The organism is Jatrophihabitans sp. sgz311053, assembly GCF_056135305.1.
Window position 1 is genome coordinate 145254 of sequence record NZ_JBWAXP010000003.1, and the last position, 13841, is coordinate 159094.

The 13841-nt window shown below is 70.0% G+C and carries 14 protein-coding genes; 9 read left to right on the plus strand and 5 right to left on the minus strand.

What is annotated here, in order from left to right; translation table 11 throughout:
* Positions 1–49 precede the first annotated feature (49 nt).
* The gene (locus AC0NZQ_RS18620; protein ID WP_474531575.1) at positions 50–541 is read right to left on the minus strand and encodes an ArsR/SmtB family transcription factor; all 492 of its coding nucleotides are present in this window, start codon (positions 539–541) and stop codon (positions 50–52) included.
* 53 nt (positions 542–594) lie between these two features.
* On the opposite strand from AC0NZQ_RS18620, the gene AC0NZQ_RS18625 reads away from it, so the two are divergent.
* Together AC0NZQ_RS18625 and AC0NZQ_RS18630 are read left to right on the plus strand one after the other, a co-directional pair.
* Entirely contained in the window at positions 595–1878 is a 1284-nt protein-coding gene (locus AC0NZQ_RS18625; protein ID WP_474531576.1) for an MFS transporter, read from the plus strand.
* Between the two features lie 10 nt (positions 1879–1888).
* Entirely contained in the window at positions 1889–2911 is a 1023-nt protein-coding gene (locus AC0NZQ_RS18630; protein ID WP_474531577.1) for a 3-isopropylmalate dehydrogenase, read from the plus strand.
* Between the two features lie 3 nt (positions 2912–2914).
* Here the strand turns inward: AC0NZQ_RS18630 and AC0NZQ_RS18635 are convergent, their stop codons facing one another.
* From AC0NZQ_RS18635 to AC0NZQ_RS18645, 3 genes are read right to left on the minus strand one after another with little or no spacing between them, the layout of a single operon-like run.
* Positions 2915–3364 (minus strand): hypothetical protein, encoded by a 450-nt coding sequence (locus AC0NZQ_RS18635; RefSeq protein WP_474531578.1) that lies wholly within the window; start codon positions 3362–3364, stop codon positions 2915–2917.
* Positions 3361–3534, minus strand: coding sequence for a hypothetical protein (locus tag AC0NZQ_RS18640; RefSeq protein ID WP_474531579.1), 174 nt, complete (start codon positions 3532–3534; stop codon positions 3361–3363). The genes AC0NZQ_RS18635 and AC0NZQ_RS18640 overlap by 4 nt, the downstream gene beginning before the upstream one ends.
* Positions 3535–3557: 23 nt before the next feature.
* Positions 3558–4067, minus strand: a complete 510-nt coding sequence (locus tag AC0NZQ_RS18645; RefSeq protein ID WP_474531580.1) for an ArsR/SmtB family transcription factor — start codon at positions 4065–4067, stop codon at positions 3558–3560.
* A 91-nt stretch (positions 4068–4158) separates the two neighbouring features.
* On the opposite strand from AC0NZQ_RS18645, the gene betA reads away from it, so the two are divergent.
* The 5 genes from betA to AC0NZQ_RS18670 all read left to right on the plus strand — a co-directional run bounded on the left by betA (position 4159) and on the right by AC0NZQ_RS18670 (position 11025).
* Positions 4159–5823 (plus strand): choline dehydrogenase, encoded by a 1665-nt coding sequence (gene betA / locus AC0NZQ_RS18650; protein WP_474531581.1) that lies wholly within the window; start codon positions 4159–4161, stop codon positions 5821–5823.
* Complete coding sequence (locus AC0NZQ_RS18655) at positions 5820–7295, plus strand: aldehyde dehydrogenase family protein (protein ID WP_474531582.1); 1476 nt, start codon at positions 5820–5822, stop codon at positions 7293–7295. The genes betA and AC0NZQ_RS18655 overlap by 4 nt, the downstream gene beginning before the upstream one ends.
* A gap of 2 nt (positions 7296–7297) precedes the next feature.
* Positions 7298–8821, plus strand: coding sequence for an amino acid permease (locus AC0NZQ_RS18660; RefSeq protein WP_474531583.1), 1524 nt, complete (start codon positions 7298–7300; stop codon positions 8819–8821).
* A gap of 156 nt (positions 8822–8977) precedes the next feature.
* Positions 8978–10567, plus strand: coding sequence for a citramalate synthase (gene cimA / locus AC0NZQ_RS18665; protein WP_474531584.1), 1590 nt, complete (start codon positions 8978–8980; stop codon positions 10565–10567).
* 32 nt (positions 10568–10599) lie between these two features.
* Positions 10600–11025 (plus strand): GNAT family N-acetyltransferase, encoded by a 426-nt coding sequence (locus AC0NZQ_RS18670; RefSeq protein WP_474531585.1) that lies wholly within the window; start codon positions 10600–10602, stop codon positions 11023–11025.
* Here AC0NZQ_RS18670 and AC0NZQ_RS18675 read toward each other — a convergent pair.
* Positions 11015–11506, minus strand: a complete 492-nt coding sequence (locus AC0NZQ_RS18675; RefSeq protein WP_474531586.1) for a hypothetical protein — start codon at positions 11504–11506, stop codon at positions 11015–11017. The genes AC0NZQ_RS18670 and AC0NZQ_RS18675 overlap by 11 nt on opposite strands.
* Before the next feature lie 80 nt (positions 11507–11586).
* Between AC0NZQ_RS18675 and AC0NZQ_RS18680 the strand changes: the two genes are divergently transcribed.
* Complete coding sequence (locus tag AC0NZQ_RS18680; RefSeq protein WP_474531587.1) at positions 11587–12387, plus strand: fumarylacetoacetate hydrolase family protein; 801 nt, start codon at positions 11587–11589, stop codon at positions 12385–12387.
* Positions 12384–13829 carry a glutamate--tRNA ligase gene (gene gltX / locus AC0NZQ_RS18685; RefSeq protein WP_474531588.1) on the plus strand — a complete coding sequence of 482 codons (1446 nt, stop codon included), beginning with the start codon at positions 12384–12386 and terminating at the stop codon, positions 13827–13829. The genes AC0NZQ_RS18680 and gltX overlap by 4 nt, the downstream gene beginning before the upstream one ends.
* The last annotated feature ends 12 nt before the right edge of the window (positions 13830–13841 follow it).

Sequence of the window (13841 nt, forward strand, 5' to 3'; positions counted from 1 at the left end):
ACCAAGTCAGGCCGCCAAAACCGTGAGGGGGAGGGAGGGGAGGGGCGGGTCAGGGGCGGTTGGGGTCCGGGTGGAGGGCGACGAAGACCGAGTAGGCGTCGCCCTCGGTCCGGGTCATGAACTCCTCGACCAGCGCCCGCAGGCGGTCGTCGAACTCGGCTCGGGCAGGGGCGTCGAGGCGCAACCCCATGCGCACCATCTCGACGCTCTCGGCGGGGACGAGGGCGACCTCCTCGACGAAGGTGTCGAGCAGATGGTTGGACCCGGCGGGGGTCGAGACCGTCCAGGACTTGCCCGTCGCCTCGTACGGGATCTCACGCGCGCCGCGGGTGCCGCGCCGGGCCGGCAGGGCTCGCAGGAAGCCCGTGTCGACGAGCGTGCGGACGTGATGCAGGACCGAGGCGGGGTCCCGCGCCAGGACGTCGGCGATCTCCCGGTTGGTACGGGCCTCGCCGAGACAGATGCGCAGGATCCGCAGTCGCAGCGGCGAGGCCAGCGCCTTCGCCTCGGCCTCGGTGGCGTCCCGGTGGGCATGCGGCATAACGCACCATAGCTGTGATTGACATTTCCCAATCACTCGCGCACGCTGCTGGCATGACGGTGCGACGCGGGGGCGGACTGTGGCATCACGCCGACTTCCGTCGGCTCTGGATCGGCGACACCGTGAGCCAGTTCGGCGTGATGATCAGCCAGCTCGCGCTGCCGCTGGTCGCCATCCTCGCCACCGACGCCACCACCTTCGAGGTCGGCCTGCTGACGACCTTCGAGACGCTGGCCTTCCTGCTCATCGGGCTCCCTGCCGGAGCCTGGGTGGACCGCATGCGTCACCGCCGCGTGCTGATCGTCAACGACATCATCCGGGCGCTGACGCTGGCGACGATCCCGCTCGCACAGCTCGCCGGCGTGCTGAGCATCGAACAGCTCTACGCCGTCGCGCTGATCGTGGGCGCCAGCACGGTCTTCTTCGATGTCACCTACCAGTCGTTCCTGCCGGAGCTCGTCGAGCGCGACGATCTCGTGGAGGGCAACGCCAAACTGCAGGCGAGCCAGTCGGTGAGCCAGGTGGCGGCGCCGAGCGCCGGTGGCCTGCTCATCCAAGCTGTCACCGCCCCCTACGCCGTGCTCCTCACCGCCGCGAGCTTTCTCTGGTCGGCGTCGTGGCTGACCGCGATCAAGGCCCGTCCGCCGAAGCCCGCGCGCCGACCCGACCGCCACCTCGGACGGGAGATCAGGGAGGGGCTCAGCTTCGTGCTGAGCAACCGACTGCTGCGCGCCATCGGGGCGTGCACCGGGATCTCGAATCTCTTCAGTTCCATGGCGGCCGGCCTCACCCTCGTCCTGCTCGCCCGCGACCTGCACCTCTCGCCCGGTCTCATCGGCGTGCTCACCTCCACGGCCGCGGTCGGTGGTCTGCTCGGATCCCTGGTGGCCTCGGGCTTCGCCCGTCGCGTCGGGCAGGGTCCGGCGATCTGGCTGTCGGCCCTGGCGATGGGGCCGCCTTCGCTGGTCCTGCCCTTCGTCGAGCGCAACTGGACGCTGGTGCTCTACGCGGCGGTGCAGGTCGTCGGCTGGGCGATGGTCGTCGTCTACAACATCACCCAGGTGAGCTTTCGGCAGGCGCTCTGCCCGCCACACCTGCTCGGCCGGATGAACGCCACGATGCGCTTCTTCGTCTGGGGGACGATGCCGCTCGGCGGTCTTGTCGGTGGTCTGCTCGGGTCGTGGCTGGGCGTGCGCGAAACGCTTCTGCTCGTCGCCGTCGGTCTCACGCTGTCGTTCCTGCCGGTGTACCTCTCGCCGCTGCGGACGATGCGCGAGCTGCCCAGTTATGTCCCACCAGTCGGGACCGAGAGTCCAGTGAGCGGGACGACCGTCTAGGCTTCCGGGCATGAAGCTTGCGGTGATTCCCGGCGACGGCATCGGCATCGAGGTCACGGAGCAGGCGCTGCGCGTCCTGGACGCCGTGCTGCCCGGTGTCGAGCGGACGCAGTACGACCTCGGCGCGGCGCGCTGGCACAACACCGGTGAGGTCCTGCCCGACTCGGTGCTCGAGGAGATCCGAGGCCACGATGCGATCCTGCTCGGCGCGGTGGGGGACCCGAGCGTGCCGTCCGGTGTGCTCGAACGCGGGCTGCTGCTCAAGCTCCGCTTCGAGCTCGACCACCACGTCAACCTGCGCCCGGCCAAGCTCTACCCCGGCGTCGCGACCCCGCTGGCCGGCGAGCCGGCGATCGACTTCACCGTGATCCGGGAAGGCACCGAGGGTCCGTACGCAGGCAACGGCGGCGTGCTGCGCAAGGGCACCCCGCAGGAGATCGCGACCGAGGTGAGCGTCAACACCGCCTACGGCGTCGAGCGGGTCGTCCGCGACGCCTTCGCCCGTGCTCAGGCACGGCCGCGCAAGCATCTGACGTTGGTGCACAAGAACAACGTCCTCACCAACGCCGGCGACCTCTGGTTCCGCACCGTGCAGCGCGTAAGCGAGGAGTTTCCCGAGATCACGGTCGCCTACAACCACGTCGACGCCGCGACGATCTACCTCGTCACCGACCCCGGCCGCTACGACGTGATCGTCACCGACAACCTCTTCGGCGACATCATCACCGACCTCGCGGCCGCCATCGCCGGCGGCATCGGCCTGGCCGCCAGCGGCAACCTGGACGTCAGCCGCACCAACCCGTCGATGTTCGAGCCGGTCCACGGCTCGGCACCCGACATCGCCGGGCAGGGCAAGGCCGACCCGACCGCAGCCGTCCTGAGCGTGTCGATGCTGCTGGCGCATCTCGGCGAGACGGAGAAGGCCGCGAAGGTCGAGGCAGCGGTGGCTGCGGACCTCGCCTCCCGGGATCCCGAGAACCCGGGCTCGACCGGCGAGGTCGGCGAGCGGCTCGCCGCCGCCGCGGCCGGCTGACCCTCATCTGCCCGGCGACGGTCGGCAGGAACGCCGCGGGCCGAAGCCGGCGCGTACCGACGGGCTCGCGACGAGGACGAGCACGACTGTTGCCACGCCGAGTTGCAGAGTCCGGATGCCCGTCAGCCACCACGGACCGCCCTCGGCGACGAGCCAGGCGTAGCCCACGACCGTGACGACCGCATAGGCGGCCAGGAGCGCGACGGCGCCACGCGTTCGCACCGACACCAGCTCGGCGAAACGTCGGTAGCCCGACACCCACGCGAGCGACACCACTGCCCGCAGCCCGAGCGCGACATAGATCGCGACATCGGGCGTGCCCGGATGTCGTCGCCGGAACCACTGCGCGTACTGCGGTGCGAGCAGCAGGCTGAGGGCGAGCTGCACCCCGGCGAGCACCAGCGACGCCGCCACGAGCCGGAGGACGACCCGCCGCGCCTCCGGCGGCCTCATCGATCGCGGGCGAGCCGGTCGGCCTTGTACCAGCACCACAGTGCCATCGCGGCGAAGAGGACCGGTATGTAGATCTTGCCGCTGTCGTGGACCACGGCGAGCAGGATGCTGGTCGCGAGGGTGAGCAGGGCGAAGCAGATGCCCTTGGCGAGCTCGATGTGGTACCGCACGAGAACCTCCCGAGTCGATCGGATCAGTGAACGGTGGCCAGGACGATGGCCATGAGCTGGACGAGGCGGCTCGTCGGGACGGCGACCTGGCCACGGCCGGACGACTCGAGCCAGCCCGCCGCGAGCAGCGTGCGCAGGTGGTGCTGCACCTGGCCGACGCTGCCGACTCCGTCGCTCTCGGCCAGCGCGCCGGTGCTGTGCTCGCCACCGGCGACCAGCTGCAGCAACCGGAGCCGCACCGGATGTCCGAGGGCGGCTAACTCAGCGGCCCGTTCACCCCAGTCGAGACCCTCGATTCCACTGAGATGGCGGCTCTGCTGCCAGCGCGCCCGACCTGCGCCGGGCACCGGTATGGAGCCGGCGATGGCGACGGAGTCCGGGATGTGTTGCTCCAGCGGCTGCAGGAGGAACAGCTCCGCGTCGTCGGCCGGCGTCGCGGTGACGGGGGCCGACGACGAATGCGCCCGGCGTTCCAGCTGTGCCACGCGCTGCTCCAGTGCCGCGAGCCGCGCGTTCGTCGGTTCCCTGCTCACGCGAACCAATATATCAAAACATCGAGAAAACGATAAAGTGGGCGTGGCTCGACCCTGGTCGACAGCGCCGATGAAGGTCTAGGTTCGGGCGATGTCCTCCGGTCGCTACGACTTCGTCATCGTCGGGGGAGGGTCGGCCGGCTGCGCGCTGGCCAACCGTCTCTCCGCCGACCCGGCCACGCGGGTGCTGGTGCTCGAGGCCGGCCGCCGCGACTACAAGTGGGACGTCTTCGTCCACATGCCCGCGGCGCTGACCTATCCGATCGGCAACCGCTTCTACGACTGGAAGTACGAGTCCGAGCCGGAGCCGCACATGAATGGCCGCCGGGTCTACCACGCCCGCGGCAAGGTGCTGGGTGGCTCGTCCAGCATCAACGGGATGATCTTCCAGCGCGGCAACCCGATGGACTACGAGCGCTGGGGCGCCGACCCCGGTATGGAGACCTGGGACTACGCGCACTGCCTGCCGTACTTCAAGCGGATGGAGGACTGCCTCGCCGCGGCGCCGAACGACCCGTATCGGGGCCACGGTGGTCCGCTCACCCTGGAACGGGGCCCGGCCACCAACCCGCTCTTCGAGGCGTTCTTCGAGGCGACCGTCCAGGCGGGCTATCCGCGCACCACGGACGTCAACGGCGAGCGCCAGGAGGGCTTCCACGCCTTCGACCGCAACGTGAAGAACGGACGGCGCTGGTCCGCGGCACGGGCCTACCTGCACCCCGTCCTGGACCGCCCCAATCTCGACCTCGTCACCGGTGCGCACGTGACGAAGGTCAGGATGGACGGCACGCGCGCCACCGGCGTCGAGTACCTGCGGCGCCGCAGGACAATCACCGTCGACGCGGGCACCGTCGTTTTGAGCGGAGGTGCGATAAACACGCCGCAGTTGCTGCAGCTGTCGGGCATCGGCAACGCCGCCGAACTCGCTCGCCTGGGCATCACTGCGGTGGCCGACCTCCCCGGCGTCGGCGAGAACATGCAGGACCACCTCGAGGTCTACATCCAGTACGCCTGCACCCAGCCGGTGTCGATGCAGAAGTACATGAAGCACCGCTACAAGCTGCCGGTGGGCGCCCAGTGGCTCTTCCTGCGCTCGGGACCCGGCGCCACGAACCACTTCGAAGGCGGCGGCTTCGCCCGGAGCAACGTCGACGAGCGCTACCCGAACTTGATGTTCCACTTCCTGCCCGTGGCCGTCCGCTACGACGGCTCGCAACCGGCCGGCGGGGACGGCTATCAGGTCCACATCGGCCCGATGTTCAGCGACAGTCGCGGCTCGGTCAAGATCACCTCCACCGATCCGAAGGCCAAGCCGGCGCTGCGCTTCAACTACCTGTCCACCGACCAGGACCGCCGCGAGTGGATCGAGGCCATCCACGTCGCGCGCGACATCCTCAACCAGCCGGCGATGGCGCCCTACAACGGCGGCGAGATCTCGCCCGGCCCTTCGGTCTCGACCGACGAGGAGATCCTGGACTGGGTCCGCAAGGACGGCGAGACGGCGCTGCACCCGTCCTGCACCGCCAAGATGGGCACCGACGACCTCGCCGTCGTCGACCCGCTGACGATGCGGGTCCACGGCGTCGAGAACCTCGCAGTCGTGGACGCCTCGATCTTCCCCTACATCCCCAACGGCAACATCTACGCGCCGGTGATGATGGCGGCCGAGCGGGCCGCGGACCTCATCCTCGGCAACACGCCATTGCCGCCGCAACAGATGGACTTCTACCGCGCGACGCCGGGGCAACCCGCGTGACACTGTTCATCGACGGCCGGTGGCGCGACGCGAGCGACGCTGGGACGCGGGAAGTCCAGTGCCCGGCCGACGGGTCGCTCGTCGCGACGGTCGCCGAGGGGACGGCGGACGACGCACGGGACGCGATCGCCGCCGCCCGCGCGGCTTTCGACGACGGCACCTGGCCGAGCACCCCCGAGCGCGAACGCGGTGCCCTCGTCACCCGCGTCGCGGACATCATCGAGCGTGACGCCGATGCCTTCGCCCGCGCCGAGTCCCTCGACACCGGCAAGCGCTTCGTCGAGAGCCAGTACGACATGGCCGACATCGCGGCCTGCTTCCGCTACTTCGGCGGCATCGCGGGCACCGACGCCGGCCGCGTCGTCGACACCGGCAACCCGGCGGCGGTGAGCCGCATCGTCCACGAGCCGGTCGGGGTCTGCGGCCTGGTCACGCCGTGGAACTACCCGCTGCTGCAGACGGCATGGAAGGTCGCTCCCGCGCTCGTCGCCGGCAACACCTTCGTGCTCAAACCCAGCGAGCTGACGCCGTCGACGGCGATCCTGCTGATGCGCGCGCTGGTGGAGGCGGGACTGCCCGACGGTGTCGCGAACCTCGTCCTCGGCGCCGGTCCCGTGGTCGGCGCGCCGCTGGCGGCCGACCCCCGCGTCGATCTCGTCTCCTTCACCGGCGGCCTCGCCACCGGGCGGGCGATCGCTGCGGCGGCGGCCGCCACGGTGAAGAAGGTGGCACTCGAGCTCGGCGGCAAGAACCCCAACGTGGTCTTCGCCGATGCCGACCGCGAGCTCGCCCTGGACTACGCCCTCACCGCGGTCTTCCTGCACTCGGGCCAGGTCTGCTCGGCCGGCGCGCGCCTCATCGTCGAGGAGTCGATCCACGACGAGTTCGTCGACGAGCTGGTGCGCCGGGCCGGCGACATCGTCCTCGGCGGCCCCTTCGACGAGCACGCCCAGACCGGGCCGCTCATCTCGGCCGCGCACCGGGCGAAGGTCGAGAACTACGTCGCGGCCGCCGTCGCGGAGGGCGCCGTCCTGCGCTGCGGTGGCCGCGCACCCGAGGGTGACAACCTCAGCGACGGCTTCTACTTCGAGCCCACCATCCTGGACGGCTGCACCCAGCAGATGGCGTGCGTCCACGACGAGTCTTTCGGTCCCGTCCTCACCGTCGAGACCTTCACCGACGAGGACGATGCCATCCGCATCGGCAACGACACCGATTACGGCCTCGCGGGCGGCGTCTTCACGCGCGACGCCGGCAAGGCGCAACGCGTGGCCGCCCGGCTGCGCCACGGCACGGTGTGGATCAACGACTTCCATCCCTACGTCCCGCAGGCCGAGTGGGGCGGCTACGGCCGCTCCGGCATCGGCCGCGAGTTGGGCCCTTCGGGCCTGGCGGAGTACCGCGAGACCAAGCACATTTGGCACAACATCGATCCCCAGCCCCAGTACTGGTTCCCCCGCCCCGGGAGGTAGCAGTGAGCACCGTCCACAACTCCGACCACGATGAGCTCGCCGGCTTCGGCTACAAGCAGGAGCTGGACCGCTCGCTGGGCAAGTTCTCGTCCTTCGCCGCGGGCTTCAGCTACATCTCCATCCTCACCGGGGTGTTCCAGCTCTTCGGCTTCGGCTACGGCTTCGGCGGTCCCGCCTACTGGTGGACGTGGCTCATCGTCTTCGGCGGGCAACTGCTCGTCGCGCTCTGCTTCGCCGAGATGGCCGGCCAGTTCCCGCTCGCCGGCAGCGTCTACCAGTGGTCCAAACAGCTCGCGCGCCCGCTGACGTCCTGGTTCGCCGGCTGGATCATCCTCATCGGCGCGATCGTCACCGTCGCCGCCGTCGCGGTGGCGTACCAGGTCGTGCTGCCGAAGATCTCCGACTCGTTCCAGATCGTCGGCAGCAAGGCCGACATCGGCAGCTACAGCACGCCGGGCGGGGCGAAGAATGCCGTCGTCCTGGCCCTGCTCCTCGTGGTGTTCACGACCGTGATCAACATGATCGGCGTCAAGGTCATGGCGATCATCAACAACATCGGCGTCACCGTCGAACTCGTCGGCGCTGCCATCCTCGTCGTGCTGTTGGCCTTCCACGCCAAGCGCGGTCCCGGCGTGATCATGCAGACGAACGGCACGGGCGACGGGCGCACGTGGGGCTACACCGGCGCCTTTCTGCTCGCCGGAATCGCGAGCGCCTACATCTTCTACGGGTTCGACACCGCTGGTTCGCTGGCCGAGGAGACGAACAACCCGCGCAAGCACGCGCCCGGCGCGATCATCCGCGCGATGTTCGCCGCCTTCGTGCTGGGCGGCCTGCTCATCCTCTTCGCCATCATGGCGCAGAAGGACCTCACCCAGGGCAACGGTGGCCTGCCGGTCATCGTCAAGTACGCCCTGGGCGAGAGTCTCGGCGACCTCTTCCTCGCCTGCTCGGCCATTGCGATCACCGTCTGCGCGCTCGCAGTCCACACCGCCGGCATCCGCATCATGTTCACCATGGCCCGCGACGGGCGGCTGCCCTTCGGCTCGGCGGTGGCGCGCGTGTCGGGTAAGAGCCGCACGCCTATCGTCCCGGCGCTCGTCATCGGCGTGCTCACGGTGATCCTGCTGCTGATCAACATCAGCAACCAGTCGGTGTTCCTGGTGCTGACCTCGATCGCGATCATCCTGTTCTACATCGCTTACATGTGCGTCACCGTGCCGATGCTGCTGCGTCGGCTACGGGGCGACTGGCCGCGGCCCGGTCACGGCCCGTTCTTTTCGATGGGACGTTTCGGGCTGCCGCTCAACATCATCGCGGTGATCTTCCAGACCGGCGTCACGATCAACCTCGCCTGGCCGCGCCCGGACGTGTACGGCAACGAGCACTGGTACTTCCAGTACGGGGCCTTCGTCTTCATCGCGATCATCGTCGTGATCGGCGGCATCTACTACGCGACCACCCAGCACGGCCGCACCCCGGAAGTACTCGCCGAGCACCGGGCGGTCGCGCAGAAGCAGCTCTGACCCGCGGGTTCCCGCGCGCGGCCCGGGTGTGGCACACTCGGCCCGTGCGTTTCTCGCTCCTCATTGAAACGGCGCGCCGGTAGCTCCACCACCGACGCGCCTGACCCTCTGCCACCGGCAGGGGGTTTTTTGTTTGCCAAACCCGGGACGGACCCCATGCAGACCGACGAGTTCCACGTCTTCGACACCACGCTGCGCGACGGTGCCCAGCGCGAGGGCATCACGTACTCGGTGGCCGACAAGCTCGCCGTGGCGCGGCTGCTCGACCAGGTCGGCGTCGGCTTCATCGAGGGCGGCTGGCCCGGCGCGCTGCCGAAGGACACCGAGTTCTTCGCCCGTGCCGCCGACGGCGAGCTCGAGCTGCGGCACGCCGTCCTGGTCGCCTTCGGCGCCACCCGCAAAGCCGGCGTACGGGTGCAGGACGACCCGCAGGTGCAGGCCCTGCTCGACTCGCGAGCACCGGTCGTCACGCTCGTGGCCAAGTCCGACGTCCGGCACGTCGAGCGGGCGCTGCGCACGACCCTGGACGAGAACCTGGCGATGGTGCGTGACACCGTGGCCTTCCTGCGGGCCGAGGGACGCCGGGTCTTCGTCGACTGCGAACACTTCTTCGACGGTTACCACCACGACCCCGACTACGGGGTCCGGGTCCTCGACGCCGCGGCCGAAGCCGGTGCGGATGTCGGGGTCCTCTGCGACACGAACGGCGGCATGCTCCCCATGGGTGAGCGCGGCGTCTTCGAGGTCGTCTCAGACGTACGGCGTCGCGCCGGCATCCGGCTCGGTATCCACACCCAGGACGACACGGGTTGCGCAGTGGCCAACACCCTGGCCGCCGTGGAGGCCGGCGCGACGCACGTACAAGGCACCGCCAACGGCTACGGCGAACGAGCCGGCAACGCCAATCTCTTCAGCGTCATCGGCGGGCTGGTCACCAAGATGGGGCGCGACGTGCTGCCCGAGGGCTGCCTCGGCGAGCTGCAGCGGGTCTCGCACGCCATCGCCGAGATCGCCAATCTCGCCCCGGACACCCACGCCCCCTATGTCGGCGCCGCCGCCTTCGCCCACAAGGCGGGGCTGCACGCCTCGGCGATCAAGGTCGACCCGCTGCTCTACAACCACCTCGATCCCGCGACGGTCGGCAACACGCAGCGCATCCTCGTCACCGAGATGGCCGGCCGGGCGTCGGTCGAGCTGAAGGCCAAGGAACTCGGTCTGGATCTCTCCGACCGTCCGGACGTCGTCTCGGCGGTCGTCGAGCAGATCAAGCAGCGTGAGGCGCAGGGCTGGTCCTACGAGGCGGCCGATGCCTCCTTCGAGCTGCTGGTGCGTGACCTGCTCGACCCCCAGGCGCCGCCGCCGTTCGTGGTGGAGTCCTACCGCGTGATCAGCGAGGACAGCTCGGACCACGAAGTGCTCGCCGAGGCCCGCATCAAGCTCACCGTCGACGGCAAGCAGGTCATCGCGATCCGCGAGGGCAACGGTCCCGTCAACGCCCTGGACCGCTCGCTGCGCCGTGCCCTGCGCAAGGCACACCCGCAACTGGCCGGGCTGCGGCTGGTCGACTACAAGGTGCGGATCATGCCCGGCAAGCACGGCACCGACGCCGTCACCCGCGTCCTCATCGACACCACCGACGGGGAGCGCGAGTGGACCACCGTCGGGGTCCACGGCAATGTCATCGAGGCGTCGTGGCTGGCGCTGCACGACGCCGTCCGGTACGGGTTGCTGGCCGGACGAGCGTGACCGTCGCGCGTGTCACCACGCGGACGCCCGGCGTGGCGCGTCTGATCGCCCAGCTCACCGACGAGCTCGCCGATAGCGGATACCCCGACGAGGAGATGTTCGGCTACTCGCTGGAGCAGCTGGACGCCGGCGGGGTCGTGCTCGTCGGGGCCTACCGCGACGACGAGCTCGTCGGCATCGGCGGGATCGAGGTCGACGACTCCGACTCGACGGCCGAGCTGAAGCGCTTCTTCGTCGCGCCCGGACATCGCGGCACGGGGTTGGCCGACGAGATCATGGCCGAGCTGCTGACCCTGGCTCGAGCCGGCGGCGTGACGAGGGTCCGATTGGAGACGGGCAACCGCCAGGTCGCGGCGATCCGCTTCTACCGGCGCCACGGCTTCGCCGAGATCGACCGCTTCGGCCCCTACGTCGACAGCGCGTCGTCGGTCTGCATGGAGCGGATGCTCAGCGCCTGACGGGGGAGGGGCGACGTGGCGCCGGCGAGGGCCGCGCGGCGGCCGATCGCTCGGAGGTCCGCTTGAGGGTGGCGAGCACGCAGGTCTCGCAGGAGTGCGTGCAGCCGTCGCCGTGACCGTCGCGCGCGCACGGGTCGTCCGGGACGTGCAATTCGGTCGGGTCGTGGTCGTGCCCGCAGCCGCACATGCTCTGGCCGTGAGCCGCGACGGCCTGCTCGATGGCGGCGTCGAGGGAGGCGTCGACCGCCCGGGCCGCGCGACTGCGCTCGTCGGCCCGGATCGAGTTGGTCACGCCCCAGGCCAGCAGCGCGAGGACGACCGCCACCACGATCGCGATGCCGACGAAGACCTTGATGACCGGGGTCGTCGCGCCGGTCGCGCCGACCGCGGCGATGGCGATGAAGAGGGTGGCGAAGAGCGCGAGGGTCGCTGCCGCCTGCCGGCGCTTGCGGGCCGGCACGTGGGACAGGGGAGTGCTCACAGCGTCCAAGTATGGCCGATGGCGGCCGTGGTCTCGACCGACGGGGAGCCGGTCGCCGACGCCGACTAACCTGAGACACCGTGCGCATCGCCCGCTTCGTCCATCCCGGTTCGGCCACAGCGCCGTCCGGTGTCGCCTGGGGAACCGTCGAGGGGGCGCCCGGCGCCGGTCCCGGCGAACTCACCGTGGCTGCCATCGAGGGGCATCCCTTCGGGCCGCTGACCTTCACCGGCGACCGCTGGGCCTTCACCGACGTCCGGCTGCTCTCGCCCTTCCTCCCGAGCAAGGTGGTCGGGTTGGGCAAGAACTACGCCGACCACGCCAAGGAGATGGGTGGCGAGGCGCCGACGACGCCGCTGATCTTCCTCAAGCCGTCGACATCGGTGATCGGCGAGGGGGACGCCGTCCGCCTCCCCGCCTCGTCGGAGGAGGTCCACTTCGAAGGTGAGCTCGCCGCCGTCATCGGCACGCCGGCGCGCAACGTCACCCGTGAGGCCGCCCTCGGCCACGTCTTCGGGTACGCCTGCGCCAACGATGTCACCGCCCGCGACCAGCAGCGCAGCGACGGGCAGTTCACCCGCGGTAAGGGTCACGACTCGTTCTGCCCGCTCGGCCCCTGGGTCGAGACCGTGCTGGACCCCAGCGACCTGCGCCTGGTCACCCGCGTCAACGGCGAGGTCAAGCAGGACGGCCGGACCAGCCAGATGATCCACGACCTCGCCACCCAGATCGCCTTCATCTCCGGGGTGATGACGCTGCTTCCCGGCGACGTGATCCTCACCGGCACGCCCGCCGGTGTCGGCCCGATCGTTGCCGGCGACGTCGTCTCGGTCGAGATCGAGGGCATCGGGACGCTCACCAACCCGGTGCGGACGGCATGAGCGCCCCCCGCCTCCGGGTGGCGCCGTCGCCCACCGGCGACCCGCACGTCGGCACTGCCTACATGTCGCTGTTCAACCTGGCCTTCGCGCGGCAGCAGGGCGGCCAGTTCGTGCTCCGGATCGAGGACACCGACCGCGCCCGCTTCCGCGCCGACAGCGAGCAGCAGGTCTTCGACACGCTGCACTGGCTGGGACTGACCTGGGACGAGGGACCCGACATCGGCGGTCCGTTCGCGCCGTACCGGCAGTCCGAGCGCCTGGACACCTACCAGCCCTTCGTCGAGCAGCTGCTCGAGTCCGGGCACGCCTATTACTGCTGGTGCAGCTCGGAACGCCTCGCCGAGATGCGGGACAGGCAGCGCGCCAAGAAGCTGCCCACCGGTTACGACCGGCTCTGCCTCGGCAAGACGGCCGAGGAGCGGGCCGCCCTGGGCGGGGCCACCGACACCCCGGTCGTGCGCATGCTCGTGCCGGACGACGCACCGCTCACCTTCACCGATGTCATCCGCGGCGAGGTCTCGGCGCCCCGTCCGGACGACCAGGTGATCCTCAAGGCCGACGGCTTCCCGACGTACCACCTCGCCGTCGTGGTGGACGACCACCTCATGGGCATCACCCACGTCGTGCGCGGTGAGGAGTGGATCTCCTCCACCCCGAAGCACCTGCTGCTCTACCGCTGGCTCGGCTTCGCCGAACCGGCGTTCGCGCACATGCCGCTGCTGCGCAACACCGACAAGTCCAAGATCAGCAAGCGGAAGAACCCCGCCGCCCGGCTCACCTGGTTCCTCGAGCAGGGCTACCTGCCCGAGGCGCTGCTGAACTTCCTGGCGCTGCTCGGGTACGGCCAGCCGGACGACTCGGAGATCTTCACCTTCGAGCAGTTCAGCGCGAACTTCGACTGGAGCCGGGTCAACACCGTCGGCCCCGTCTTCGACCTCGACAAGCTGGACTGGCTCAACGGGCACTACATCCGCGCGCTGCCGGCCGAGGACTTCGCCCGACGCCTGGTCGCCTTTGCCTCGACGGACGACGAGCTGGGACCGGAGGCGACTGCGCTGGTCACCGCGGCCGCGCCGCTCGTCCAGGAGCGGACGGGCACGCTGCTGCAGGCCCGCGACATGCTGCGCTTCCTGCTCGTCACCGAGGCCGACTTCGTCGTCGACGAGGCCGCGGCAGCCAAGCAGCTCGGCGAGAAGGGCGCCCCCGTCCTGGCGGCGGCACTGCCCGCGCTCGAGGCGTTGTCGGAGTGGACAACGGCTGCCATCGAGCAGGCGCTGCGCACCGCCCTGGTCGACGAGCTGGGTCTCAAACCCCGCAACGCCTTCGGTCCGGTGCGGGTCGCGGTCACCGGCAGCCAGGTGTCGCCGCCGCTCTTCGAGTCCCTGGAGATCCTCGGCCGCGAGCGGTCGCTGGGCCGGATCCGGGCGGTCGCCACCGCCTGAGGTTGCGACCCG